The organism is Micromonospora sp. NPDC023644, assembly GCF_040640115.1.
Lineage (GTDB): Bacteria > Actinomycetota > Actinomycetes > Mycobacteriales > Micromonosporaceae > Micromonospora.
Map to the genome: position 1 here is coordinate 13,232 of NZ_JBFABA010000034.1, position 23,346 is coordinate 36,577.

19 protein-coding genes are annotated in these 23,346 nt (G+C 73.0%); 8 read left to right on the plus strand and 11 right to left on the minus strand.

Features of this window, described 5'->3' with window-relative positions; genetic code table 11:
* Positions 1–61: 61 nt before the first annotated feature.
* The 4 genes from AB0G08_RS21465 to AB0G08_RS21480 are packed head-to-tail and all read left to right on the plus strand — an operon-like array spanning position 62 to position 4,911.
* The gene (locus AB0G08_RS21465; RefSeq protein ID WP_358090664.1) at positions 62–1,243 is read left to right on the plus strand and encodes an aminotransferase class I/II-fold pyridoxal phosphate-dependent enzyme; all 1,182 of its coding nucleotides are present in this window, start codon (positions 62–64) and stop codon (positions 1,241–1,243) included.
* A complete protein-coding gene (locus AB0G08_RS21470) occupies positions 1,230–2,753 on the plus strand; it encodes an aldehyde dehydrogenase family protein (protein WP_358090667.1) in 1,524 nt (507 codons plus the stop codon). The genes AB0G08_RS21465 and AB0G08_RS21470 overlap by 14 nt, the downstream gene beginning before the upstream one ends.
* A gap of 13 nt (positions 2,754–2,766) precedes the next feature.
* Entirely contained in the window at positions 2,767–3,669 is a 903-nt protein-coding gene (locus AB0G08_RS21475; protein ID WP_358090670.1) for a phytanoyl-CoA dioxygenase family protein, read from the plus strand.
* On the plus strand, positions 3,670–4,911 hold the full coding sequence (locus AB0G08_RS21480; protein ID WP_358090674.1) for an acyl-CoA dehydrogenase family protein: 1,242 nt from the start codon (positions 3,670–3,672) through the stop codon (positions 4,909–4,911).
* A gap of 37 nt (positions 4,912–4,948) precedes the next feature.
* Here AB0G08_RS21480 and AB0G08_RS21485 read toward each other — a convergent pair whose 3' ends face one another.
* Both AB0G08_RS21485 and AB0G08_RS21490 read right to left on the minus strand, forming a co-directional pair.
* The gene (locus tag AB0G08_RS21485) at positions 4,949–6,529 is read right to left on the minus strand and encodes an amino acid adenylation domain-containing protein (protein ID WP_358090676.1); all 1,581 of its coding nucleotides are present in this window, start codon (positions 6,527–6,529) and stop codon (positions 4,949–4,951) included.
* A 234-nt stretch (positions 6,530–6,763) separates the two neighbouring features.
* Positions 6,764–8,128: a hypothetical protein gene (locus tag AB0G08_RS21490; protein ID WP_358090678.1), complete on the minus strand. Its 1,365-nt coding sequence runs from the start codon at positions 8,126–8,128 to the stop codon at positions 6,764–6,766.
* A gap of 150 nt (positions 8,129–8,278) precedes the next feature.
* On the opposite strand from AB0G08_RS21490, the gene AB0G08_RS21495 reads away from it, so the two are divergent.
* A complete protein-coding gene (locus AB0G08_RS21495; protein WP_358090681.1) occupies positions 8,279–8,773 on the plus strand; it encodes a MaoC family dehydratase in 495 nt (164 codons plus the stop codon).
* A gap of 1 nt (position 8,774) precedes the next feature.
* On the opposite strand, the gene AB0G08_RS21500 is transcribed toward AB0G08_RS21495, so the two are convergent.
* The 6 genes from AB0G08_RS21500 to AB0G08_RS21525 form a co-directional block, all read right to left on the minus strand.
* Entirely contained in the window at positions 8,775–9,737 is a 963-nt protein-coding gene (locus AB0G08_RS21500) for an ornithine cyclodeaminase family protein (protein WP_358090684.1), read from the minus strand.
* Positions 9,734–10,603 (minus strand): aldolase/citrate lyase family protein, encoded by an 870-nt coding sequence (locus tag AB0G08_RS21505; protein ID WP_358090686.1) that lies wholly within the window; start codon positions 10,601–10,603, stop codon positions 9,734–9,736. The genes AB0G08_RS21500 and AB0G08_RS21505 overlap by 4 nt, the downstream gene beginning before the upstream one ends.
* On the minus strand, positions 10,600–11,853 hold the full coding sequence (locus AB0G08_RS21510; protein WP_358090689.1) for an aminotransferase class I/II-fold pyridoxal phosphate-dependent enzyme: 1,254 nt from the start codon (positions 11,851–11,853) through the stop codon (positions 10,600–10,602). Before AB0G08_RS21510 ends, AB0G08_RS21505 begins: the two co-directional genes overlap by 4 nt.
* Complete coding sequence (locus tag AB0G08_RS21515) at positions 11,853–12,659, minus strand: cupin-like domain-containing protein (RefSeq protein WP_358090692.1); 807 nt, start codon at positions 12,657–12,659, stop codon at positions 11,853–11,855. The genes AB0G08_RS21510 and AB0G08_RS21515 overlap by 1 nt, the downstream gene beginning before the upstream one ends.
* Before the next feature lie 101 nt (positions 12,660–12,760).
* Positions 12,761–13,771 carry a 4-hydroxy-2-oxovalerate aldolase gene (gene dmpG, locus AB0G08_RS21520; protein ID WP_358090696.1) on the minus strand — a complete coding sequence of 337 codons (1,011 nt, stop codon included), beginning with the start codon at positions 13,769–13,771 and terminating at the stop codon, positions 12,761–12,763.
* Entirely contained in the window at positions 13,768–14,697 is a 930-nt protein-coding gene (locus tag AB0G08_RS21525) for an acetaldehyde dehydrogenase (acetylating) (protein ID WP_358090699.1), read from the minus strand. The genes dmpG and AB0G08_RS21525 overlap by 4 nt, the downstream gene beginning before the upstream one ends.
* 1,019 nt (positions 14,698–15,716) lie before the next feature.
* Between AB0G08_RS21525 and AB0G08_RS21530 the strand changes: the two genes are divergently transcribed.
* Complete coding sequence (locus AB0G08_RS21530; RefSeq protein ID WP_358090702.1) at positions 15,717–17,099, plus strand: hypothetical protein; 1,383 nt, start codon at positions 15,717–15,719, stop codon at positions 17,097–17,099.
* 185 nt (positions 17,100–17,284) lie between these two features.
* On the opposite strand, the gene AB0G08_RS21535 is transcribed toward AB0G08_RS21530, so the two are convergent.
* Both AB0G08_RS21535 and AB0G08_RS21540 read right to left on the minus strand, forming a co-directional pair.
* Positions 17,285–18,787 (minus strand): aminopeptidase P family protein, encoded by a 1,503-nt coding sequence (locus AB0G08_RS21535; RefSeq protein WP_358090705.1) that lies wholly within the window; start codon positions 18,785–18,787, stop codon positions 17,285–17,287.
* A 237-nt stretch (positions 18,788–19,024) separates the two neighbouring features.
* Complete coding sequence (locus tag AB0G08_RS21540) at positions 19,025–19,744, minus strand: hypothetical protein (RefSeq protein WP_358090708.1); 720 nt, start codon at positions 19,742–19,744, stop codon at positions 19,025–19,027.
* Between the two features lie 789 nt (positions 19,745–20,533).
* Between AB0G08_RS21540 and AB0G08_RS21545 the strand changes: the two genes are divergently transcribed.
* Positions 20,534–21,499, plus strand: a complete 966-nt coding sequence (locus AB0G08_RS21545) for an alpha/beta hydrolase (RefSeq protein ID WP_358090711.1) — start codon at positions 20,534–20,536, stop codon at positions 21,497–21,499.
* Positions 21,500–21,841: 342 nt separating this feature from the next.
* A complete protein-coding gene (locus tag AB0G08_RS21550) occupies positions 21,842–22,516 on the plus strand; it encodes a cytidylate kinase family protein (protein ID WP_358090714.1) in 675 nt (224 codons plus the stop codon).
* 81 nt (positions 22,517–22,597) lie between these two features.
* On the opposite strand, the gene AB0G08_RS21555 is transcribed toward AB0G08_RS21550, so the two are convergent.
* The gene (locus AB0G08_RS21555; protein ID WP_358090716.1) at positions 22,598–22,915 is read right to left on the minus strand and encodes a hypothetical protein; all 318 of its coding nucleotides are present in this window, start codon (positions 22,913–22,915) and stop codon (positions 22,598–22,600) included.
* Positions 22,916–23,346: the final 431 nt, after the last annotated feature.

The following is a 23,346-nucleotide window of genomic DNA, read 5'->3' on the forward strand; positions in this document are numbered from 1 at the left end:
ATCGCCGGCCACGGACCAGGGTGGAGATCGGAGCAGGATGGAGCACCGGATAAGTCGGCAGATGACCGACGCCACCGACGCGTACGGCCGGCGGCTGGGGGCCTACCTCGAGCAGTCGTCCTACTCGCGGCTGCGCGGCGGCCCGGGCGTGATCGACCTCGCCTTCGGCGACCCGCACGAGTTCCCCGCGCCGGCCCTGGTCGAGGTCCTGCAGCGACACCTGAGTCCGCAGCACACCGACTGGTTCGCCTACACCCGCGACCACCCGCCGGCCCAGGAGTCGGTGGCGGCCTGCCTGAGCCGGGAACTCGGCCTGCCGTTCACCGCCGACGACGTCGCGCTGACCAACGGGGCGTTCGCCGGGCTGACCATCTGCCTGCGCAGCGTCTGCGACCCAGGCGACGAGGTGATCTACCTCGATCCCGCCTGGTTCTACTACGAGCCGATCATCGCCTCGGTCGGTGCGGTCCCCCGGCCGGTGGCGCTGACCCCCGGCTCCTGGCGACTCGACCCGGAACTCGTCGCGGCGGCGATCACGCCGCGGACCAGCGCCGTCATCGTCAACAGCCCGAACAACCCGACCGGCGCCGTCTACACCGACGACGAGTTCGCCGCCCTCGCCGAGGTGCTGCGCGCGGCCTCCGCCCGCAACGGCCGGCCCGTGTACCTGCTGTCCGACGAGGCGTACCGGCGCATCGTGTTCGGCGGGCGGCCGTGCCCGAGCCCGGCGACGCACTACCCGTTCACGTTCCTGGTGCACACCTACACCAAGACGCTGCTGCTGCCCGGGGAGCGCGTCGGCTACGTGGCGATCCCGCCGACCATGCCCGATCCGGCGGTGCTCCGGCGGGCCCTGACCGTGGCCCGCCTGACCACCGGCTGGGCGTTCCCCAACAACTCGCTGCTCTTCGCCCTGCCCGAGCTGGAACAGCACGCGCTCCAGGTCAAGCCGATCGAGCAGCGGCGCGACCTGCTGGTCGACGCCCTGCGCGAGGCCGGGTACGAGGTCCAGCCGAGCGAGGGGACCTTCTACCTGCTGGCCCGGGTGCCGGACGCCGACGACTGGGCGCACGCGGCCCTGCTCGAGGAGCTCGGCCTCCTGGTGCTGCCGGCCTCGGTGATGGGCGCGCCGGGCTACCTGCGGCTCTCCCTCACCGTCACCGACGACATGCTGGAGGAGACCATCGGTCGACTGCGCTCGGCGCACCCCGCGAACCGGAAGCACGCCAGTGTCCAGCGGTGACCGCCGCGAGGCCGACGCGGCGGCGACGCTCACGGTGGCGCCGGGCGGGTCGGCCGCCGACCACCGGGACGAGGCGCCGGCCGGCGCCGTGCCCCCCGAGGGGACCCGACCCGACGTCGAGGCCACCATGGCCCGCGCCCGCCGGGCCCAGGCGGAGGTCGAGTTCTGGCCGCAGGAGCGCATCGACGACCTGGTCGCGGCCATCGGGTGGGCGGCCTACCAGGAGGACACCGCACGGTCGCTGGCCGACCTCGCCTACCGCGAGACCGGCCTCGGCGACCCGGAGCACCTGTTCACGCTCTACCGGCGCCGGGTCCTCGGCACGCTGCGTGACCTGCATGGTGTCGTCACCACCGGCGTCATCGAGGAGCTGCCGGAGCGTGGCCTGCGCAAGCTGGCCAAGCCGATCGGGGTGATCGCGGTGGCCAGCCCCGCCACCGCGCCCTGCTCCGGGGTCGTCGGCAACGCCCTGCCGATGCTCAAGACCCGCAACGCCGTGGTCATCACCCCCAACCCCCGGGCCCGGCACTCCGCGGCCCGCACCGTCGACCTGCTGCGTCGCGGCCTGGAGTCGGTCGGCGCCCCGCCGGACCTCATCCAGTGCCTGCCGGTCACCGACCGGCAGACCACCGAGGCCCTGATGGCCGCCGCCGACCTGGTGATCGCCGCCGGCGGACCCGGCACGGTACGCCGGGCGTACCGCAGCGGCACGCCGGCGATCAGCGCGGGCGTCGGCAACCCGGCGGTGATCGTGGACGCCTCCGCGGACGTGGCCGCCGCGGCGGAACTGATCGTGCTGGGTGGCAGCTTCAACAACGGCACATCCTGCTCGTCGGAGAGCAACGTGCTGGTGGACGCCGCGATCGCGCCCGCCTTCCGCGACCAGCTGGCCCGGCAGGGCGCCCACCTGTGCGACCAGGCCGAGACGGCACGACTGCGTACGCTGCTGTGGCCGGACGGGCGATCGCTCAACCGGGACGCGGTCGGGCGACCCGCCGCGGCGCTCGCCGCCGCCGCCGGGATCGACCTGGCCGAGCCGACCAAGACCACCGCCCTGGTGGCCCAGCTGCCGCCCCTGGCGCCCGGCGGCGTCCCGGCGCTCGACGACCCGATGCTCGGCGAGAAGCTGGCGCCGGTCTTCACCGTGTGCACGTTCGGCGACTTCGACGACGCGCTGGTCGCGGTGGAGACGCTGCTGAGCCGCATCGGGCAGGGCCACAGCTGCGGCATTCACACCGCGCGACCCGACCACGTGGCCAGGCTCGCCGAGCGGGCCCGCGCCGGACGGGTCATGGTCAACCAGTCGACCGCCGTGGGCAACAGCGGCAGCTTCGACAACGGGATGCCGTTCACCCAGGTCATCGCCAGTGGCAGCTGGGGCGGCTGCTCCCGGTCGGAGAACGTGACCTGGCGCGACTTCCTCAACTACACCTACGTCTCACACCCCCTGCCGCTCAGCGTGCCGGACGAGGAGACCCTCTTCGGCGCCCACTGGCGGCGCTTCCCCTGACGGAGACCGACACATGGACATCAGCCCTCCCGAGGCGCCGCCGCGTGACCTGACACCCGCCGAGATCGACGCCTTCCACACCGACGGTGTGGTCCGGCTGTCCGGCATGATCGACGACAGGTGGCTCGGCCGGATCGCCGAAGGCGTGGAGTACCTGCTCGCCAACCCGACCGTGCTGGCGCAGGCCACCGCGTTGCTGGGTGGCGGCGGTTTCGCCGGGGACGCCTTCATGTGGAAGACCCACGACGGCTTCCGCGACTTCATGTTCTTCTCCCCCGCGGCGCGCATCGCGCAGCAGCTGTTCGGCTCCACCGCGATCACCGCCTTCTACGACCAGATCTTCGCCAAGCCGGCCGGGTCGGGTGCGCCGACGCCGTTCCACGAGGACGTCAGCTCCTGGCCGATCGCCGGCGACCAGGTGTGCGCGATGTGGATCCCCCTCGACCCGTGCACGCCCGACACCGCGGCGCTGCAGGTGGTGCGCGGTTCGCACCGCTGGGGCCGGCGCTACGTGCCGATCACCCCGGGCGCCTCCCACCTGGGCCAGCAGGAGGAACTCGAGGCGGTGCCGGACGTGTCCGAGCACGAGATCCTCAGCTGGGACCTGACGCCCGGCGACATCGTGCTGTTCCACCCCGCCGCGCTGCACGGCGCCACCGGCACCGGGCCCGAGCGGCAGCGGCGGGCGTTCGTCTCCCGGTGGGTGGGCGACGGCGTCACCTTCCAGCCGCAGCACGCGGTGCTGCCGCTGCTGTGGGAGCACGGCCTGCGGCCCGGTGATCCCATCGGCGGCCCGCTGTTCCCGAGGGTGCTGCCGACGCCGGTGCCGACCGAGGCCGGCTCCCGGTTCGACGGGCCGCAGCAACCGCACGCGGAACGCGCCGAGGAGTTCCTCGCCATCCTGAGGATGCTGTAGGTGTTCGGAGAACTCACCGCCACGACCGCCGCCGGCCGCGACCTGGTCTCCCTCGCCGAAGGCCACGTCGGCACCCTCGCCGAGCGGGCCGGCCGGCACGACCGGGAGAACACGTTCGTCGCCGACAACTTCGTCGACCTGCGCGACAGCGGGGTGCTCTCCGCGTGCGCCCCGACCCGGCACGGCGGGCTGGGCGTCCGCTCCCTGTACGACGTGCTGGTGGCCGTCTCCCGGCTGGCCCGGGGCTGCGGGTCGACGGCCATCTGCGCGAACATGCACATGGCCTCGGTCTGGGGGCAGGTCCGCCGATGGGAGCGGGCCGAGGCCGCCGGCGACCGGGTCGGGGCCGCGCAGCTGGACGCCATCCTGGAGGCGTTGGGCGGTTCCGACCTGATCATGGCGGGCGCCTCCACGGAGCCGGGCGCGTCGTGGAACGCCGCGCTCACCGAGGCCGTCCGCAAGGGCGACGAGTACGTCATCACCGGGCGCAAGACGTTCGTCACCAACTCGGCCGTCGCCGACTCGTTCAACATCTCCGTGCGGGTCGCCGATCCCGACGGCGGGTGGCGGCACGCCGAGGCCGTCGTCCTGGCCGGCACGCCCGGGCTGACCGTGCTGGGCGACTGGGACGCGCTGGGCATGCGCGGCTCCGGCAGCCACGGGATCCTGCTGGAGGAGTGCGTGGTCCCCGCCGACCGGGTCACCGTCGGCGAGCCGTTCGGCCCGCCGACGTCGGAGGACCTGACGCGCTCCTGCGCGGTCAACTTCCCCCTGCTGGGCGCCTCGCTCGGGATCGCCGAGGCGGCCTACCAGATCGCCGTGGAGCACGCCACCAGGACGCCGCGCCAGCCCGGTCGGGCGGCGCCGGCGCACCACCCGTCCGTGCAGCGGGAGATCGCCACGATGGAACTCGACCTGGCTGCCGCCCGGGGGGTGCTGGAGCGCTCCGGGCGCCTGGTGGACGCCTACTTCGCCGCCGACCCGGCGGAGCGGTCAGAGACCGCCGTCCGGGACGTCGTACGGGGCTGGCAGGCCGCGAAGCTGCTGGCGAACCGTACGGCGGTGAGCACGGTCGACCGGGCCATGACGATCTGCGGCGGAGCCTCGTTCAGCAGCCGGCATCCCCTGTCGCGGCTGTACCGGGACGCGCGCGCGGGCGGCTTCATGCAGCCGTTCGGGTCCCTGGACGCCTACCCGTACATCGGGCGGGTCGCGCTGGGGCTCGACCCGTTCGCCGACTGAGGACCGACCCGCCGACCGAGGGCTGCCGGGTCGAGAGCTACCGTCGCGCGCCGGACCGGCCGGGCGCCGGCAACGCGCGCACGTCCAGCTTCCCGCTCGGCGTGCGGGGCAGCTCGTCCAGGCACACCACGGCGCCGGGCAGCAGGTAGTCGGGCAGCGTCTCGCGGAGCTGGTCGCGCAGCTCGCGGGCGGTCGGACCGGGCGGCGCGCTCGGCACGACGTACGCCACCAGGCGCGGGGCGGAGCCGGTCCCGCCGACCGGCACCACGGCCGCCCGGCGCACTCCGGCACACCGCCGTACCGCCTGTTCCACCTCGCCCAGCTCGACGCGGTGGCCGCGGATCTTGACCTGGCCGTCCCGGCGGCCGTGGAACTCCACCAGGCCGTCGGGATGCCGGGTCACCAGGTCGCCCGTGCGGTAGCACCGGCCGTCGGGGTGCCCGGTGGGGAACATCTCGCCGGTCAGCCCGGGATCGTCGCGGTAGCCCCGGGCGAGCCCCGCCCCGAAGATCAGCAACTCCCCCTCGGCACCCGGCGCGGCCGGCCGGAGGTCGGCGTCGACGACGGCGACCCGCGCGTTGTCGATCGGGCGGCCGATCGGCACCGTGGCGGTGCCCGGGCGCGCCGCCGGGTCGGCCGGCACCTCGAAGGTGAGCGCGCCGACGGTGGTCTCGGTCGGACCGTAGTGGTTGACCATGCGCACGCCCGACAGCTCGCGGACCTGGTCCACCAGCTCCCAGCGGCACACCTCGCCACCGACGATCAGCAGGCGGCGGGGCAGGACCCGCTCCTCGGCCTCGTCGAGCAGCGCCGCCAGGTGCGAGGGGGTGATCTTCAGGACGTCGATGCCGTGCGCGTCCTGGTAGTCGGCGAAGTCGTCGGGATCCGTCGCGGTCTCGGTGGGCACCAGGTGGACCGTGTCTCCCGCGGTGAGCGCCGGGAAGACCGCGGTGTGGCCGAGGTCCGTCGCGAGGCTGGTCACCGATGCGAAGCGCAGCCGTTCGCCGTCGGTCCGCTCCGGGTCGACCAGCCGGGCGACGAAGGCCGCGTAGTTGGCCAGGGCCGCGTGGGGGATCTCGACGACCTTGGGTACGCCGGTGGAGCCGGACGTGAACACGGTGTAGGCGAGCTGTTCCCCCGCGACCGGCAGCGGGCCGGGCAGCGCCCCGGCGCGCTCGGCCGCCGCCCCCGCGCCGATCCAGGCGGCCAGGTCGACGGGAAGCACCACCTGCCCGGTCACCGGCGCGTCGTCGCGATCCGTCACCACGACGGCGGCCCCGCAGCCGTGCAGCTGGCTCTCGATCCGGGCCCGGGGCTGGTTGGCGTCCACGCAGGCGTAGCCGGCCCCGGCGTGCAGCCCGGCCAGGCAGGCCACCAGCTGGGCGGCGCCCCGGTGGGCCAGGACGGCCACCGGGGCCGCTGCCGCGCCGTGGCGCCGCAGCAGGTCGGCGAGACCGGCGACGGCGTGCCGCAGCTCGGTGTAGCTCAGTGTCGCGTCCGCGCCGACGACGGCCGTCCGCTGGCCCGCACGCGACGCGGCGGCCCAGATCAGCGCGGGCACCGCCCGGGCGGGATCCCACCCGGCCGGCCGTCCCTGCATCTCGGAATCGGCAGGCATGGCGGGTCCTTCCGTTCGACGGCGGCGCGGCCGACAGCTCGCCGGCCGACGGCAGGGTCGGGCGGCAGGGGGCTTCCGGTGGCAGCGATCGTGACACGGGGCCCGGGACGGGACAACACCTCATTCGTGGCGCGAACCCCTATCGTCGCGGCCCCTCGTGGCGTCGCGGCCCGTCGCCGGACGACGACGCGCCCCGGTGGCCGCGCCTGACGCGCGGCCCGGCCGGCCCGGCGGTCAGACCGCCACCATGCAGTTGTCGGAGCCGCTGTCGCGCCCCCGGGCGCTGACGATCCCGGCGGAGCCGTCGCCGTAGTAGCGGCAGAACAGGCCCGCCGCGCGGCCGCCGAACAGCAGCGGCCCGATCACCGGGGCGACCTCGACGTCGTGGGGTTCGTCGGCGCCGTCGGCGACGAGCGCGACCCGGCAGGTCCGCGGCGTCACGAAGTCCTGCACCACGCTGGTGCCGTCGGCGGCGGCCTCGGCGACGGCGGACTCCCACGTCGCCTGGTCGACCTCGCCGCCGATGACCACCTGCTTGCCGCTCTCGCCCAGGCCCGCCTTGAGCACCAACAGATCCCGGTTCGTCAGGACGAACGGGAGCAGCTCGACCTCGCGGCCCTCGCGGGTGGTGCGGCGGTCCGAGAGGATCCGCGTCCACGGCACGTACCTGTCGACGAGGCTCCGCTCGGCCGCGCTCATCCACGGCCGGCCCTCCGACAGCAGGCCCATGGTCAGCTTGCTGTGCATGAAGGTCGACGTCTGGGTGCCCACGAGCAGGCAGCCGTTGTCCAGCGCGTCCTGCACGTAGGTGGTGTCGAGGCCGGCGTCGAGCCAGTCAGGGATGGTGAAGTTGCGCAGCCCGATCGGGTAGCGCAGGTGGGGCGGGCAGTCCCACGCCTCCGGCAGCTCCTCCGGCTCGAAGAAGCGGGCGGTGAGGCCGTGGTTGTTGAGGTAGTCGGCCTCCAGCTGGAAGTAGCGGCTCTGCACGCCGTAGACCCGGGCGCTGCCGACGATGGCCACCCGCGGCGCCAGCCCCAGCTCGGTGCAGAGCGACCGGTACATCTCGGCGCGCACGGCGAACGGGTCCGGGGAGCTGAACGGGGTCCTGCCCTCGGCGTCGGCGTGGAGCTTGCGCCACACCTCGAGGCGGCTGCGCGTCTCCACCACGCCGCCGAGCGCGCCGCTGACGTTGAACTCCAGGAACCGGGGCCCGTCCGGGCCGATGACGACGTCCGGCCGCACGACGCAGTCCGGGTAGCGCTCCTCGACGAACGGGTCCCGCACGAACAGCTGGTTCTCGCTCTGCGGCATGCGGTAGGCCGCCAGCCGCCCCTCGGTGGTGGGAGCCGTCTCGAGGGCGGTGCGGCGGAGCAGGTCGACCAGCGCGGCGGCCGCCCGGAAGATCTCGGCGTAGGAGGCGCGCGGGATGGTTATCGGCGCCGCGGGCAGCAGCCGCTGGTAGGGCCAGCCTGTGTCGCGCAACTCGTGGCGGAGCATCCCGCGGATCGTCTCCGCCGGCGCGGCCGGCGTGAGGCAGTGGGTGCCGAACCACGGATGCCCGGCCGGCCCCGCACTGCTGACGTCCTCGCGCACGGTCATCTGACGCTCCCCGGAGCTGCACGTCGGGCCGGGCGCCGGAGCGTGCTCGCCGCGGGCCGGTATCTCCGAAACGATGATCGACATAGACTAACATTCACGTCCGACGTGGACCGCGCCGATCCGTCCACACGCGACACGGAAGGGCTGCCGATGACACTGCGTCACGTCCAGGGCAACGAGTACCGCGAAGAGCACGGCGGGGACTACGAGGACTTCGAGCCCGGCATGGTGATCCGGCACTGGCCGGGACGCACCATCTCCGAGACCGACAACACCTGGCTGACCCTGCTCACCATGAACCAGCACCCGCTGCACTTCGACGAGCACTACGGCGCGGGCAGCGAGTACGGGCGGGTGCTGGTCAACAGCGGGATCACCCTGTGCCTGATCGGCGGCATGACCGTGCAGGCCCTGTCGGCGCGGGCGGTGGCCAACCTCGGCTGGGACAAGGTCCGCCTGCGGGAGCCGGTCTTCGTCGGGGACACGCTGTACGCCACCAGCCGGATCCTCGACAAGCGGCTGAGCCGGTCCCGGCCCGGCCAGGGCATCGTCACGGTGGAGACGACGGGCACGAAGTCCACCGGCGAGACCGTCATCGTCTTCGAGCGCTCGTTCATGGTCCGCTGCCGGGAGAGCTTCTCCTGACCTACGCCACGGCCGCCGCCCCCTCGTGCAGCGCCACCGCGGCGGCGGTGTCCTCGATGGCCATTCCGACGGTACGCAGGACGGAGGTCCGGCCGCCGACGCGGACCTCGCCGGTGACCAGCGCGCCCAGCTCGCACAGGTTGTCGACGCCGAGCAGACCGGCGGCGAGGGCGGCCCGCACCTCGCCGGCGCCCTCCAACGCCGCGGTCCGCTCCTCGACGACGGCCACGGCGTCGCCCAGGAGGGCGGGGTCGAGCTCGATCGCGTCCGGGTGGGTGCCGCCGATCACGTTGACGTGCGCGCCGGGCGCCACCCAGTCCGCCTCGACCAGCGGCGCGTTGTCGCTGGTCGAGGTCGCCGTGCAGATGACCGCCGCGTCGGCGACGGCGGCCTTCGCGCTGTCGCAGACGCTCGCGTGCACCGGGTGGGGCATCGCGTCGCGCACCCAGTCGGCGAACTGCTCGGCCCTGCTCCGGGTCCGCGAGAACACCCGGACGGTGCGGATGCGGCGCACCGCCGCCACCGCGCGCACCAGGGCCCGCGCCTGCACCCCCGCGCCGATGACCGCGAGGTCCTCGGCGTCGTCGGCGGTGCACCAGCGGGTCGCCAGGGCGGCGACCGCGCCGGTGCGGACGGCGGTCAGCTCCGCGCCGTCCAGCAGGGCCGTGATCTGCCCGGTGGTCAGGTCCGTGAGCGCGACGATCCCGTGGATCAGCGGCAGCCCGCGCCCGGGGTTGTCGGGGGTGAGCGTGGTGATCTTGACGCTGCCCACCCCGCGCCGTTCCCAGACCGCGGGGCTGACCAGCAGGACCCGCTGGGGGCCGTGCTCGATGACGGTGCGCGCCGGGGAGGCGGTCCGGCCGGCGGCCAGGTCCGCGAACATCTCACCCAGCACGTCGATCACCCGGACCATCTGGGGCGTGCCCGCCATCTGCGCCGCGCCGACCGTCACCGGCCCGGTCATCCGGCAGCTCCGCTGGTGCTGAACCGGGCCGCCCAGGCGTCCTCGCGCGCCACGGTGGCGCGGGCCATCCGGGCGAACGGCGGGCCGACCATGTTCCCGTCCAGCACGGCGATCCCGCCGCTGGCCGCCCGTACGGCCTCGGCCACCCTGCGCGCGAGGCGCAGGTCGTCGACCTGGGGCCGCAGCACCCGGTTGATCTCGTCGAGTTCGCCCGGGTGCACCGTCGCCTTGCCGTGGAAGCCGAGCGCCCGCACCCGGGCGGTCTCCTGGGCCAGGACGGCCGGCTCGGCGAGGCGGAAGTTGGCGGTGTCGATGCAGGCGGTGCCGTGCCGCGCGCAGGCCAGCGCCATCGCCTGCCGGGCGGCGAGCATGGCCTCCCAGCTGATCTCGACCCCGAGCGTGGCGGCCAGGTCCGCCGAGCCGAGGACCAACCCGTCGCTCGCCCCGGCGATGGCGTCGATCTCCGCGACCGCCTCCACGGTCTCGACCGTCACGTAGATCTCCGGATGCGCGTCCGCGCTGGCCAGGATCTGACGCAGCAGGGCCACCTCGGCCGCCGAGGTCACCATCGTCATCATGACGATGCCGGGCCGCACCGAACACTCCGTGAGGGCCACCAGGTCCTGCACCGCCGCGACGCTGCCCAGCTGGTTGATGCGGACCGCGACGTTCTCCGGCCGTGGCGCCTTCTCCAGCGCGGCCCGGCACACGGTGCGCGCGGCCGGCTTCTCGGCCGCCGGCACGGAGTCCTCCAGGTCGATCAGGTGGACGTCCGCGTCGTAGGACCAGGCCTTCACGACCCGGTCCAGCGACAGCGCCGGGGTGTACAGGATGCTGCGCGGGATCGCCCGCGCGGCGCCGGTCACGGGGCCACCGGCTCGGGCAGCGCGGCGGCCGGGCGGGCGCCCGCCTCGACGAGCACGGAGCACAGCCTGGTGATCTGTTCCTCGGTCTGGCCCGCGCGCAGCATGACCCGCAGGCCGGCGGTGCCGCGGGCGACGATCGGGAAGAACACCGGCGAGGTGTAGAACCCGGCCGCGAAGACCCGCTGGGCCGCCTCGACGACGGTCTCGTCGCTCATCGGCACCACCCGGATCGGGTACGTGCTGCCGGACTGCTCGGTGGCGAGCAGCGAGTCGAACAGCGCGATGTTGGACCGCAGCCGGCCCTGCAGCCGGGTCAGTTCCTCGGTGCGGTGGATCTCGGCCGAGGCGAGCGCGGCGCCCACCGCGGCGGCGTTCATCTTCTGCGAGTAGCCCAGGGGGCCCGCGAAGCGCTCGATGATCCGCCGCGTCTCCTTGGGGAAGCCGTCGAGCAGGATGGCCGTGCCGCCCGCCCCGAAACCCTTGCTCAGGGTCGCGACGGTGATGGTCCGGTCGTCCCGCACGGGGCAGTGCGAGCGGACGTAGCCGATGCCACGCTCGCCGTACGCCGACAGCGAGTGCGAGTCGTCGTAGAAGACCAGGAGGTTGTACTTGTCCTGCAACACGGCCAGTTCCTCGACGGGCGCGTAGCCGCCGAGGCTGTCCGAGCCGTCCACGACGTAGCAGACACGTTCGTAGGTGCGGCACATGTCCTCGAGGTAGTCGAGGTCGTGGTGGCGGCAGGTGACGACCTCGGTCTCGTCGGCGCAGCTCGGCTTGGCGTTGGCCATCGACACGTGGGCGTTCTTGTCGAAGACCATCAGCGGGCGGGTGCCGTTGCCGAGGTGCCCCGACGCGATCAGCGGCAGCAGGCCGGTGCTGGCCGCCGCCGTGGAGATCGCGCTGATCACCATCGCGTCGAACAGCTCGCCCAGCGACTCCTCCAGCTCCAGCAGCACCGACGTCTGCACGCGGGTACGCGGGATGCAGTGGTCCAGCACGCCGAAGCGGCGCAGCGCCTCGACGGCCCCGTCGATCACCTTGGGATGGGTGTCCAGGTCCAGGTAGGAGCAGACGGTGAAGTTCACGAACTCGTGGCCGTCGGCCATCCGGAACACGCCGTCGGAGAGGTCGCCGACGATGCCGGCGACACCGTGCTCCTCCGACATGTTCCAGAACGTGTTCCCCACGCCGATGAGCTTGTCGTTGTTGCGGTAGCGGTGGGTGGGGGTGATGGTCTTGCGCTCGCTCATCAGGAGTTCACCTCGGTGGGCTTGTAGCTGTAGACACCCTTGACCCTCCGGTAGGCGTACGTGTACAGCGCGACGCCGAGCGCGTGCGGCCTGCGGAGGATCTTCTTCGACTTCAGCCAGAAATTGACGTTGATGTTCATCTCGTCCAGCGACTCGGCCTGGTGCCACCAGCCGAGCGGCAGGTAGAGCATGTGGCCCGGTTCGAGGACGAAGTCACGGCGCTGGGCGAGCTTGGGCGCCAGCCGCGGGAAACGCGCCAGGTCGACGTTGTCCAGGTCGAACACCTGGGACTTGTCGCCGAAGCCGCGCAGCACCGAGCGCGGGTAGTACTCGCGGGAGCCGGGCGGGGCGATGATGAAGCGCTTGCGGCCCTCCAGCGCGATGTTGAAGTTCTCGAACTCGTCGAAGTGGTTCTTGGTGAACACGCCCTGGTGGCTGATCCACAGGTTCGCCGCGTAGAGCGAGTCGCCGTAGCCGAAGAACTTGTCCGCGTCGAAGCCGATGACGGCGTTGACGTCGGCCGGGCTGTTGCGGATGTTCGACACCACCCGGTGCCAGGTGCCCGGGGTGGTCAGGTGGCGCTCGTCGGCGAAGAAGTCGCGGAGCTTGATGTCGCGCGTCTCCCAGCGCCCCGGGTGGTTCTTGTCGCCCGGCTCGGTGAACAGGGTGACGGTCATGTCGGCCAGCCGGCTCGCCACGCCTTCCCGGCCGAGCCCCTGCACGTCGCCCGGCAGCGCGATCACCACGGGCACGTCGGCCTTGAACAGCCCGCCGGGGCCGACGGCCATGAACTCGTCGAACGTCATGCGGGCCACAGGGACACCCGCCGACCCGTTCGTGTTGGACACTGCGTCCGGAACTCCCATGTCGCCTTTCCTCACTGCTGAGGGCCGCGGTCCGCGGCCGGTCACGTGGTGGCCCTGCGGGCGCTCAGCTCCGCCACCACGTCCACGATCAGGTCCTCCTGGCCCGCGATGGCCTGCCGCCTGCCGAGTTCGAAGAACACGTCGCGCGCGTCGACGCCGGCGCGGCTGGACAGCTCGACCACCCGGTGCTTGAACCCCGAGAACACCCCGGCCAGGCCACTCACGATGGACATCGAGGCGGTCACCGGAGGCGCGGGCATGAGTTCGCGCTCCGCGAGGTCGGCGGCGTCGAGGAGCGCGTACAGGTCGATGCCGGTCGCGAACCCGCTGCGCTCCAGCACGGGGACGAGCACCTCGAGCTGGGTGTTGCCCGCCCCGGCGCCGAAGCCCCGCGCGCAACCGTCGATGATCCCGGCGCCGGCCTCCGCCGCGGCCACCGAGTTGGCGACGGCCATGCCGAGGTTGTCGTGGCCGTGGAAGATCACCGGCGTGTCGACGGCCTCCGCCATGGCGCCGATCCGCGCCGTGACGTCGGCGGGCAGGAAGTGGCCCGCCGAGTCCATGATCCCGACCGCCTGCGCGCCGTACCCGACGGCCTGCGCGGCGTGCTCGGCCAGCTCGCCGGGGGACGCCATGTGACTCATCATCAGCACGCAGTGCGCCTCGGCGCCGGCCTCCCGCAGGACGCCCAGGTGACGCTCGGCCAGCGACGTCTCGGTGGCGTGCACACCGATGCGCACCACGTCGGCACCGTGGGCGATCGCGCGCCGCAGATCGTCGGAGGTGCCCCAGCCGGGCAGCATGAACACGCCCATCCGGCTGTGCCGCAGCGCCTCCCGGACCGTCGACAGCATCTCGTCGTCGCTCACCGCGGCCTGGCCGACCTGCATGGACGACGCGCCGAGGCCGTTGCCGTGGCCGACCTCCACCACCGGGATCCGCGCCGCGTCCGCCGCTTCCGCGTACCGGCGCAGGGCGGCCGCCCCTAGCTGGTGGCGGACCGCGTGCTGGCCGTCGCGCAGCGTCGGGTCGTGGATCACGACGTTCCTCATCGGGCCGCCTCCGTCCGGGCGGTCCGGCCCAGCCGGGCCGCGTGCTGCTCGGCGACCAGGATGGCGGCCGAGTTGATGATGTCGAGGTTGCCGGCGTACGGGGGCAGGACGTCGCTGTGCGCGGTGACCTGGAGGGCGACCGTCACCCGGTCGTCGACCACGGTGCAGGCGGTCACCGCGTAGCCGGGGGCGAACGAACGCACCTGCTCGGCCACCCCGTCGACCGCCGCGCGTACCGCGGCGACGTCGGCGCCGGGAATCCGCGCGTGGACGGCCGTCCGGAAGGTCGCCGGCGGCACCGCCGGACTGATGTTGAGGATCGCCTTGACGTCGGGCACGCCGGAGAACGTCGTGATGGCGTGCCGGGTGGTCGCCACGTACTCGTCGAGGTTCAGCCGGGTGCCGCGGCCGGCGACGTCGCTGGCCACCGTCGAGACGACCTCGACGTAGCTCACCGGGAAGCGGGCCGCGAGCGCGTGCGCGACCGGGATGGACGCCTGACCGCCGCAGCTGATCAGGTTGATGTTGCGTCCGGTCGTCGCCTCCACCCCGGTGACGGTCGGCACCACCATCCGCCCCACCCTGCTCGGCGTCAGGTCGACCACCAGCGTGCCCAGCGGCTCCAGCAGCGACCAGTGCCGCAGGTGCGACGCCGCGTTGGTGGCGTCGAACACGACGTCGAACGCGTCCCCCGCCGCCAGCACGGCGTCGATCCCGTCGGCGGTGACGGGGTAGCCGAACCGCTCGGCGTGCCGCAGCCCCGCCGAGGCCGGGTTGCGCCCGGCCACCAGCCGGCAGTCCAGCAGCGGGGAACGGTGGATCTTGCTGATCAGGTCCTGGCCGATCGCCCCGGTGCCGATGACGGCGACGGTGGCGGGCTCGACGACGCGGACATCGGCGTCGGTCACGTCCGCTGTGAGAGTCAAGGCGTGCCTCCAGGGCGCCGGAGCCGGCCGGTCCGCGACCGCCGGGCGAGGGGTCGGCGGGTGCGGATCGCGTGGCTCGCGGTATCCGGGTCGTTGGTTCTCATGTACGTCGTCCTCACCATTCGATGTGCGCACCGGCCCGGTCGCGGCCCGACCGGACCCGGCGCGGCACCACAGGGGGCCGGCTGCCCGGGGTCGGCGCCCCGGACGTCGCCGTCCAGCCGCGCCAGCCCCGGCCGCGGGTGCCCGGACGGCACGCGCGACGCCACGGCGACGCGGTCGCCCTCGGGGCGTCGCGGTCGGTGGGTCGCCGGGCGGCGGGGGCGCCGGGCGGATGTCGGGACACGTCGTGACCGGGAGTCGTCCGGCGGATTCCGGTCGGCCGGAATTGCCGCGCCGTCGAGCAACAATCGGACATATAGCTGGATCTCAGAAGTCTCGACGTAATAACCGAAGAAGCCCCCGTCTACATGCACGACAGTCAATGCGGCCGTTGCGCTTCCGTCAGCCGCAGCGCTCCGCCGGCATCGAAGCTATCAGATGGTCACGCCGAGTGGACCCGGTTGTTGCGTCACTCTCACGACAGTCCACGCTGGAGTGTGAACTGTCACAGAAATCCCGGCGGCCCACCGTGGCGCGGCACCGGTCGGCCGGGTTACGGCGCTTTGGCACACCTTCGGGCGCGTTGTCCGTCAGGTCGATCCGGCGCCCTTCTCCCTGAGCCCGCGCGGCCCTTCGGCGGGTCGTCGGATCCGCCGCGCCGCACCGCCGGCACTGCGCCGTCGACGCCGCCACGACCATTTGCGACTATCTTCCTCGGCTCCACCGTCCTGACTTTTTCGGACGGTCCGGTCGAATTGTCGGCGACGGTGGACCGGCAGATCGAAAAGGGGACGGAATGAATCGTCGGCCGCGCCACCGGCGCAGCTCGCTCGGCGACGGATGACGATCGCCGCCGCCCCCTGCCGGCCCCGCCCGACCCGGAACCGGACGCGCCACCCGCCCCGAGAGGACACACCATGACGACCACCCGGCCCCCCGCACTGAACAGGTCGCCACTGGGCCGCGCGTACGCCGGGCACCTCGCCCGGAGCGCCGCCACGGACGACCCGACCGCCGCCGTCCGGGAGTCGGCCACCCTCGAACCGTACCGGGACCGGCTCATGAGCGGCCCCGCCTTCCTCGGTGGGGCCGAGAGCCGGGCCGTCGCCCGGGACCTGCGCACCGTCTACGACCTGCTGCGCGCCCTGCCGGAGCGGGTGTTCGACGGCGACCTCACCGCGCTGGCGCAGGCCGTCGGCATGGATGCCCTCCAGACGGCGCTGATCACGCGCGTCGCCCGCGCCGGGTCGCTCGCCCCACTGGGCCGCGCCGACCTCTACCACGACGGCGCGGGCTTCCGCCTGCTCGAGTTCAACATCACCAGCGCGCTCGGCGGCTTCGAGAGCGCCGACATCAACCGGGCCATGCTGGCGTACCCGCCGCTGCGGGAGTTCGCCGACGAGCACCGGCTCCGGTACCGGGACACACTGGGCTGCATCGTGCGGACCATGTACGCGGAGTGCGCCGCGATGATCCCCGCGGACCGGCCGCCCGTCGTCGCCGTGGTGGACACGATCGAGAACTTCCCGATCGTGGGTTCCCGGCTCGAGGTGCTCGCCGAGATGCTGGCCGGCTACGGGATCGAGGGCATCGGCTGCCACCTCGGCCAGTTCACGTACCCGCAGGGCCGGCCGACCGTGGCGGGCCGCGCCGTCGACGTCGTCCTGCGGTACTTCCTGCCCGAGGACCTGGCCGACCCGTCGGCGGCGGCCCAGGTGGAGCCGCTGCTGGTCGCCGCGGAGCAGGAGAGGGTCGGCCTGTTCAGCCGCCTGGACGCCGAGCTCTACGGCAACAAGGGCACCCTGGCCATGCTCTCCGACGACCGGCACCGGGGCCTGTTCGACGCCGACGAGCTGGCCTGCCTCGACCGGATCCTGCCGTGGACCCGGCACGTACGCCCGCGCGGCACCGACCCCGAGGGCGCCGAGGTCGACCTGCTCGCCTACGCCCGCGCCCGGCAGGACGAGCTGATCCTGAAGCCGACGCTGCTGCACGGCGGCAACGGCGTCCTCGCCGGCTGGACGGTGGGCGGGGACGAGTGGCAGGCCCGGCTCGACGCCGCGATGGGCGGCCCGTTCGTGCTGCAACGCCGGGTGCAGCCCGCCGCCGAGCCGTTCCCCGACGGGGCCGGCGGCGTGCAGGACCTCTACCTCAACTGGGGGGTCTACCTGGCCGACCGCGACGTCGTCGACGAGGACGGGTACGCCGGCTGTCTCGTGCGCGGCAGCACCGACCCGGGCGTCGGGGTGGTCAGCATGGCCGGCGGCGCGAAGATCGGCTGCACCTTCCACGGCGGCTGAGCGCCCGTCGTCGACCGCGTGGGCGGGTGGCGGGGGTGGGGGTCAGCCGGCGCGCCCGTACCGCCGCCTGCCGGGCACCGGGATCCGGCGCCCGGCAGGCGTCAGCGGGACCACGCCGACCGCAGGGGCCGGCACGGCCGGGCGCTCAGCGCCCGCACGTGCCGGCCGGCGGGCCGAGGGCGCGCTCAGGCGTCCGCAGACCGCACCCGGTCGATCCAGGCCTCGACGTCGTCGGCGGTACGCGGCATGGCCGACGACAGGTTCTCGTGACCGTCCTCGGTGACCAGCACGTTGTCCTCGATGCGGACGCCGATGCCGCGGAACTCCTCCGGCGCCAGCAGGTCGTCCGCCTTGAAGTACAGACCGGGCTCGACGGTGAGGATCATGCCCGGCTTCAGCTCGCCGTCCATGTAGTCCTGACGCAGCAGCATCTGGCAGTCGTGCACGTCCATGCCGAGGTGGTGGGACGTGCCGTGGACCATCCAACGGCGGTGCCAGCCGCCACGCTCGCGGTCCAGGGTCTGCTCCAGGGTCACCCCCTCCGGCAGCAGCCCCCACTCGTGCAGCCGCCGGGCGATGACCACGTTCGCGGCGGCGTGGATGTCGCTGAACTTGTTGCCCGGCTTCACCGCCGCCAGGCCGGCCTCCTGCGCCTCCAGGACCGCTTCGTAGATCTTGCGCTGCACGTCGGTGAAGCGACCGGTCACCGGGAGGGTGCGCGTGATGTCGGCGGTGTAGAGGGAGTCGACCTCGACACCGGCGTCCACCAGGATGAGGTCGCCTTCCCGGACCGGCCCGGTGTTCTTCGTCCAGTGGATGGTGTTGGCGTGGTCGCCGGACGCGCAGATGGTCTCGTAGCCGATCCCGTTGCCGTCGTGGCGGGCATAGAGGCCGAAGAGGCCCTCGACCCACCGCTCGCCGCGCTCCTTGCCGACGGCCTCGCGCAGCCCGGCGATGATCGCCTCGAAGCCCCGGTGGGTGGCGGCGATCGCCTTGCGCATCTCGCCCACCTCCCACTCGTCCTTGAGCAGTCGCATCCCCGAGAGGTGGCGGGCCAGCTCCTCGTCCGCCTCGTGCTGCTGCGTCACCGACGCGGACGTCGCCGCCTGGGCCCGGGTCTCGTCGACGAGCCGGGCGAGCTCGCCGTCGGCCCCGCGCACGACGCGCACCACGGTCGCACCGGCGTCCTTGGCCAGGACGTCCGGAAGCGAGTCGATGTGCCGGGTGGCGAGGCCCAGCCGCTGCTCGAGCTCGCCCATCGTCGGGCGGGGGCCGACCCAGAACTCACCGAACCGGGAGTCCGCGAAGAACTCCTCGCTATCGCGCGGGGCGAGCGGCCGGAAGAACAGGATCGCCTCGTGGCCCTCGGGCTTCGGGTCCATCACCAGGACGCTGTCGGGCTCGGTGTCGAACCCAAGACCGGTCAGCCAGGCGAAGGCCGTGTGCGGGCGGAAGGTGTAGTCCGTGTCGTTGCTGCGCACCTTGAGGCCGCCGGCGGGGATGATGAGGCGCTCCCCCGGGAACCGGCGCGACAAGGCCGCCCGGCGGCGGGCCGCGTGGTCGGCGACCTCCGCCCGCCGGACAGGTACCGAATCCGGAGTGGCCCAACCGGAGGCGATGAAAGCGCGGAATGCGTCGCTCGTCGGGGTGTTGCGGTGGCTGGCTTTCACCTGCTCGTCGCTTGTCATGGTCGATATCCTGCCACGCGCTCCGGAGCACCGGCAAAGCCGCGGCGACCTCCGTTGTCCGTGCATTTTCCGCCTGGAGACCGATGGTGGGGCGGCTTGCGGCCACCGGTCCAGACCGGACGTCTCGGCGATGCGGCGAGGCTGGCGGGGCGCGACCGTGACGCCCGCCCGTACGGCTGCGGAATGCGTCTCTTCCAGCCAGGTGCGACCGGCCGGCAGCCCATTTCATTCACCGGCTCAGGAGAGGCAGTATTCCGCGTATCCGATCCAGGGCCGGAGACCGACGCGGTATTCGGTGACCCGGCCGTCGGTGCCGGTACGGAAATGCAGTCCGAGCGTGTTGTCGGCCCGCGATCCGCCGGGCGCCACCTCCACGGACGGCCCGCTGCCGGGGGCCACGGGATCACCGAGGACGACCACCGCGTCACCGAACTCGCGACGGATCTCGTCGATGCTGCTGCCCACCCCGACGTCACCGTACGTGCGGTGTTCGGTGGTTCTCACCATGAAGGCCAGCACCAGGGTCTCGTCGTCGATGGTGACGCCCAGGCCGGCCCGGTTGTCCCAGGCCACGCTGCAGATGTCGGTCATCGGCCGGGGCGAGAGGTCGAGGCCGGTGTCCCGTTCCACGGCGCCCGAAGAGACCCTTCCGACCTGGTGCGGGCCGAAGCCGCCCTCGGTCACCAGCGGGCGCGACCCGTCGGAATCCCGATCCGGCTCCTGCTGCCGGGGGCGGGCCGAGGGGGCGGTGTCGTCCCCGAGTCCGCCCTTCTCCCTTTCCGGGTCATTCGGCGCCGCACAGGCGAGTACGCCGGCCAGCGCAACGACGAGGAAAACCGGCAGGCGCAATTGCATCGTTCTTCTCGATCCGTCCTCGGAGGGCCGCCGGATGGGCGGCGCGGCCGGAACGTTAAGGGCCCGCCAGCACGCTGTCAATTGCCCCACGGGTAACGCCACAGTCACTCAAAGGCATATTCGCAGGTAGTTTCGAAGTGGCATTTCCGGGCCCCGGAAACCAGGGACACCAACTCCGGAGAACCGGGCAGGATCGGCTGGCCGAAAGCGCGGAGACGGACATGATTCAGAACCTCGCACCGGCTCGGACCGTCCGGCCGCCGGGTCGCGATCGGGGCCGCCACGGCCATGGCGGTGCCGTCCTGCCGGGGCGTGCGCTCGGCCGAGCGCCGCCGCGGGACGCGGCCCCGGGCGTACGTGGTGGTGGCCGCCGCTCCCGACCGGATCTTCCGGCGCCCGGCTGCCGACCGTGGCGGGCGCCTTCGGATTCCTCGCCGGGGCGGGACCAAACGTCCCCGCGTGTGTCTCGGCCCACGACCGCTCCCCCACTCCAACGGACCGGCGATCTCGAGCAACCCGGCCAAACTGCCGGCACCCTCGACCGGGCCCCTCACGCCCAGGCGGACCGGATGGTTCGCGGTCGTCACGGCAGCGCGTGCGCCGCGGAAGCGGGTATCGACGTCCGTGGCGGCGACACGGACCGGAGCGTTTCCCCGAAAAGCCCACAATCGATCGACGTCTTGACATCCGTTGTAACATTTCCCAAGCCGCTCGATCGGCATCCGAGGCGCGCTTGCGAACGCCGCCGTTTCCGCTTTGTTTGATCCGACCGTCCGAGGCGGTCGCCAACTCACGGAAAGCGAAGTGTCCATGCAATTGTCTGCGTTGAGTTCTGCGGTGAAGACAGCTGTCGGCCGTGATTCGCGTCGTCGGGGCAGGCGGATCGCCGTCGTGGCCGCGCTCGGAGTGGCACTCGTGGGCGCGGCGGGCGCCGGTGCCGCGGCCGTCGCGCCGGCGCCGGAGCCGGCCGGGGCGACCGTCGGCGTCCAGACCGTACGGCAGGGCAGCGTCACGGTCGACGGCGCGAACCTGCGCTACACCACCACCGGCAGCGGCTCGCCGCTGGTGCTGCTGCACGGGTGGCCGCAGACGTCGTGGGCGTGGCAGAAGGTGCTGCCCGCCCTCGCCCAGCAGCACACCGTGATCACGTTCGACCTGCCGGGCCTGGGCGCCTCCGCCGTCCCGACCGGCGGCTACGACAAGGCCACCACGGCGCGACGGATCCGGCAGGCGGTCAACCAACTCGGCTTCACCCAGGTGGCCCTGATCGGTCACGACCTCGGCGCCATGGTCGCCTACAACTACGCCCGCGACTTCCCCACCGAGGTCACCCGGATCGGCGTCGTCGAGAGCCCGCTGCCGGGATTCGGTCTGGAGAACTTCTACGGGGTCAGCTGGCACTTCCTCTTCAACGCCTCGCCCGCGCCGATCCCGGAACGCATCATGGACAACGAGGACGTCCCCACCTATCTGGGAATGCTCTTCGACCGCGCGCAGCATCCGGAGGCGATCGACCGTAGCGTCTACCACCGCGCGTATTCCGACCCCGCCCGGCGAACGGCGGGATACGAGTACTACCGGGCACTCAAGGCCGACGCCGCCGACAACCAGGCCCACGCGCAGGCGAAGCGCCTGACAATTCCGGTGATGGCCATGGGCGCCCAGTCCGTCTTCGGGCCGGCCGTCGCCGCCTCGTACCAGCAGGTGGCCAGCGACGTCCGCACGGTCGTGGCCCCCGACACCGGCCACTGGATCCCCGAGGAGAACCCGACCTTCTTCAGCGCCTGCGCGCTGCTCTTCTTCGGACCCTCCACCGGCACTCCCCCCAGCCCCGAACTCGCCGGCTGCGCCCCCTGACCGCAGCCCCCTTGCACACGCACCCGCGCCACGGCGAGGACGGCCGCCGTCGACCCGGGCCGGCAGCGGCGACGCCGCCCGCCCCGGTCGACCCGGCCGCCCCCGCCGTGGCGTCGGTGTTCGAGGGCCTGGTACGGCAGCCGCCGTCCGGGACGGCCGCGCGGATCGCGGCAGAGGAGGATGTCGTCCAGAGCGCGTCCTGCCGCCCGTTCGCGCCGCGACCGCGGCCACCTGCGCTCGCGGCAGTCTCGCTCGACCGGGCAGTGGCGGGCGCGGAGAAGGCTGACGCGCATGAGGTCGGCTCGACCCGGCGACCGTCGCGAGAACAGGACGGGACAGGACATGGACCACGGCACCCGCAACGAGGTGCTCGGCCGCCTGGCTGAGGCCGTCGGGTCCAGCACAGTCGCACACCCGACACGGGTCGCCATCGACGGACCGCCCGCCGCCGGCAAGACCACCCTCGCCGACGAGCTGGCCGTCGTCCTGCGCGACCAGGGCCGCGACGTCATCCGCGCGACGATCGACGACTTCCTCTTCCCCCGGGCACAGCGCTATCCACGCGGCGAGTACTCGGCCGAGGGCTGCTACTTCGACACCCACGACTACGACGCGCTGAACCGGGTTCTGCTCGACCCGCTCGGCCCGGGCGGAGATCGAAGCTATCAACACGCGGTCTACGACCGCACAACGGATACCGCGCTGTCCCCGCCGGTCGCCACTGCCACCGCCGACGCCGTGCTGGTCTTCGACGGCGTCTTCCTCATGCGCCCGGAGCTGATCGACAGGTGGGATCTGCGCGTCTTCGTGTCAACCGCGCTCGAGAAGACAGTGGATCGTGCCGTGGTCCGGGAGCGCCGGACGTCATCGCGGGCCGAGGTCGAACGGCGCTGGCGCGAGCGTTACATCCCCGCCCAGCAACTGTACTTCGCTACGGTCCGCCCGACCGATCACGTCGACATCATCGTGCGCAACGACGAGCCCCAGGAGCCGGTCTGGGAGACGCGGAAACGCTGACCGCGCTCGATTCGAAGGGGGGCGGACACGCCACAGGGGTCGATCCCGGCCCGCCGGTGACCTCGAACGGCGGCTGCCGCACTAGCTGTCGGCGTAGACGAGGTCCATCGAGTCGGTGCGCCCCGCCCAGCGCAGTTCGAGGCGCCAGCAGCCGGCCCGCGGCATGTCGACGATCGACGGGCCCGGCCCGCCGGCGACCTCCCGGGTCACCCGGGTTCCGGTGCGGTGCAGGGTCGCGGTGATCCTCAGGGCCTGCGGGACGGTGGCGTCGGAGGGTGCCGTGGCGGGGCGTGCGACCCAGAGGATCTTGTTGGTCGGCCTGCCCTTCCTGGCCTGCGCCAGCGGGTGCCCGAACAGCACCGCGACGATCTCGCCGCGCGCGCCCAGGACGTGCGGCATCCGGGTGCTCCCGCTGAACCCGGCGTCCGCCCAGTCGGGTAGCGGCCCCGTCTCGACCCGGGAGCCGCAGCCGGCGGTGGGACCCGACGCCGCGCTCGCCGACGCCGTGGCGGCCGGAGAGGCGGCCCGCGGGGCCGACGCCGCGCTCGCCGCCGCCGGGACGGCCGGAGAGGCGGCCTGCGGCGCCGGCCGCCCCGCCGTCGTGCAGCCGGCCAACAGGACCACCGCCCCCAGGAACACCCTGCGCCCTGAACCCATCTCACGCCTCCCGATGACCCGCTCGTGCATTTCCACTGTCAGGACACCGGCCGGCTCTCCCGGGTTCCCGATCCGGGTCCTCCGGGCGGCCGGCCGCCCGGAGGACCGGCACGCGCCGCATCCGGTGGTGTTCCATCCCGCCACGAGCGGATCGCTACGTGAGCGACGTACCA

Excerpts from the sequence above, each read along its gene's own strand:
- AB0G08_RS21465 (WP_358090664.1), top strand. The coding sequence starts at position 62 with ATGACCGACGCCACCGACGCGTACGGCCGGCGGCTGGGGGCCTACCTC.
- AB0G08_RS21475 (WP_358090670.1), top strand. The coding sequence starts at position 2,767 with ATGGACATCAGCCCTCCCGAGGCGCCGCCGCGTGACCTGACACCCGCC.
- AB0G08_RS21485 (WP_358090676.1), bottom strand. The coding sequence starts at position 6,529 with ATGCCTGCCGATTCCGAGATGCAGGGACGGCCGGCCGGGTGGGATCCC.
- AB0G08_RS21490 (WP_358090678.1), bottom strand. The coding sequence starts at position 8,128 with ATGACCGTGCGCGAGGACGTCAGCAGTGCGGGGCCGGCCGGGCATCCG.
- AB0G08_RS21495 (WP_358090681.1), top strand. The coding sequence starts at position 8,279 with ATGACACTGCGTCACGTCCAGGGCAACGAGTACCGCGAAGAGCACGGC.
- AB0G08_RS21500 (WP_358090684.1), bottom strand. The coding sequence starts at position 9,737 with ATGACCGGGCCGGTGACGGTCGGCGCGGCGCAGATGGCGGGCACGCCC.
- AB0G08_RS21510 (WP_358090689.1), bottom strand. The coding sequence starts at position 11,853 with ATGAGCGAGCGCAAGACCATCACCCCCACCCACCGCTACCGCAACAAC.
- AB0G08_RS21515 (WP_358090692.1), bottom strand. The coding sequence starts at position 12,659 with ATGACGTTCGACGAGTTCATGGCCGTCGGCCCCGGCGGGCTGTTCAAG.
- dmpG (WP_358090696.1), bottom strand. The coding sequence starts at position 13,771 with ATGAGGAACGTCGTGATCCACGACCCGACGCTGCGCGACGGCCAGCAC.
- AB0G08_RS21530 (WP_358090702.1), top strand. The coding sequence starts at position 15,717 with ATGACGACCACCCGGCCCCCCGCACTGAACAGGTCGCCACTGGGCCGC.
- AB0G08_RS21535 (WP_358090705.1), bottom strand. The coding sequence starts at position 18,787 with ATGACAAGCGACGAGCAGGTGAAAGCCAGCCACCGCAACACCCCGACG.
- AB0G08_RS21550 (WP_358090714.1), top strand. The coding sequence starts at position 21,842 with ATGGACCACGGCACCCGCAACGAGGTGCTCGGCCGCCTGGCTGAGGCC.
- AB0G08_RS21555 (WP_358090716.1), bottom strand. The coding sequence starts at position 22,915 with ATGCCGCACGTCCTGGGCGCGCGCGGCGAGATCGTCGCGGTGCTGTTC.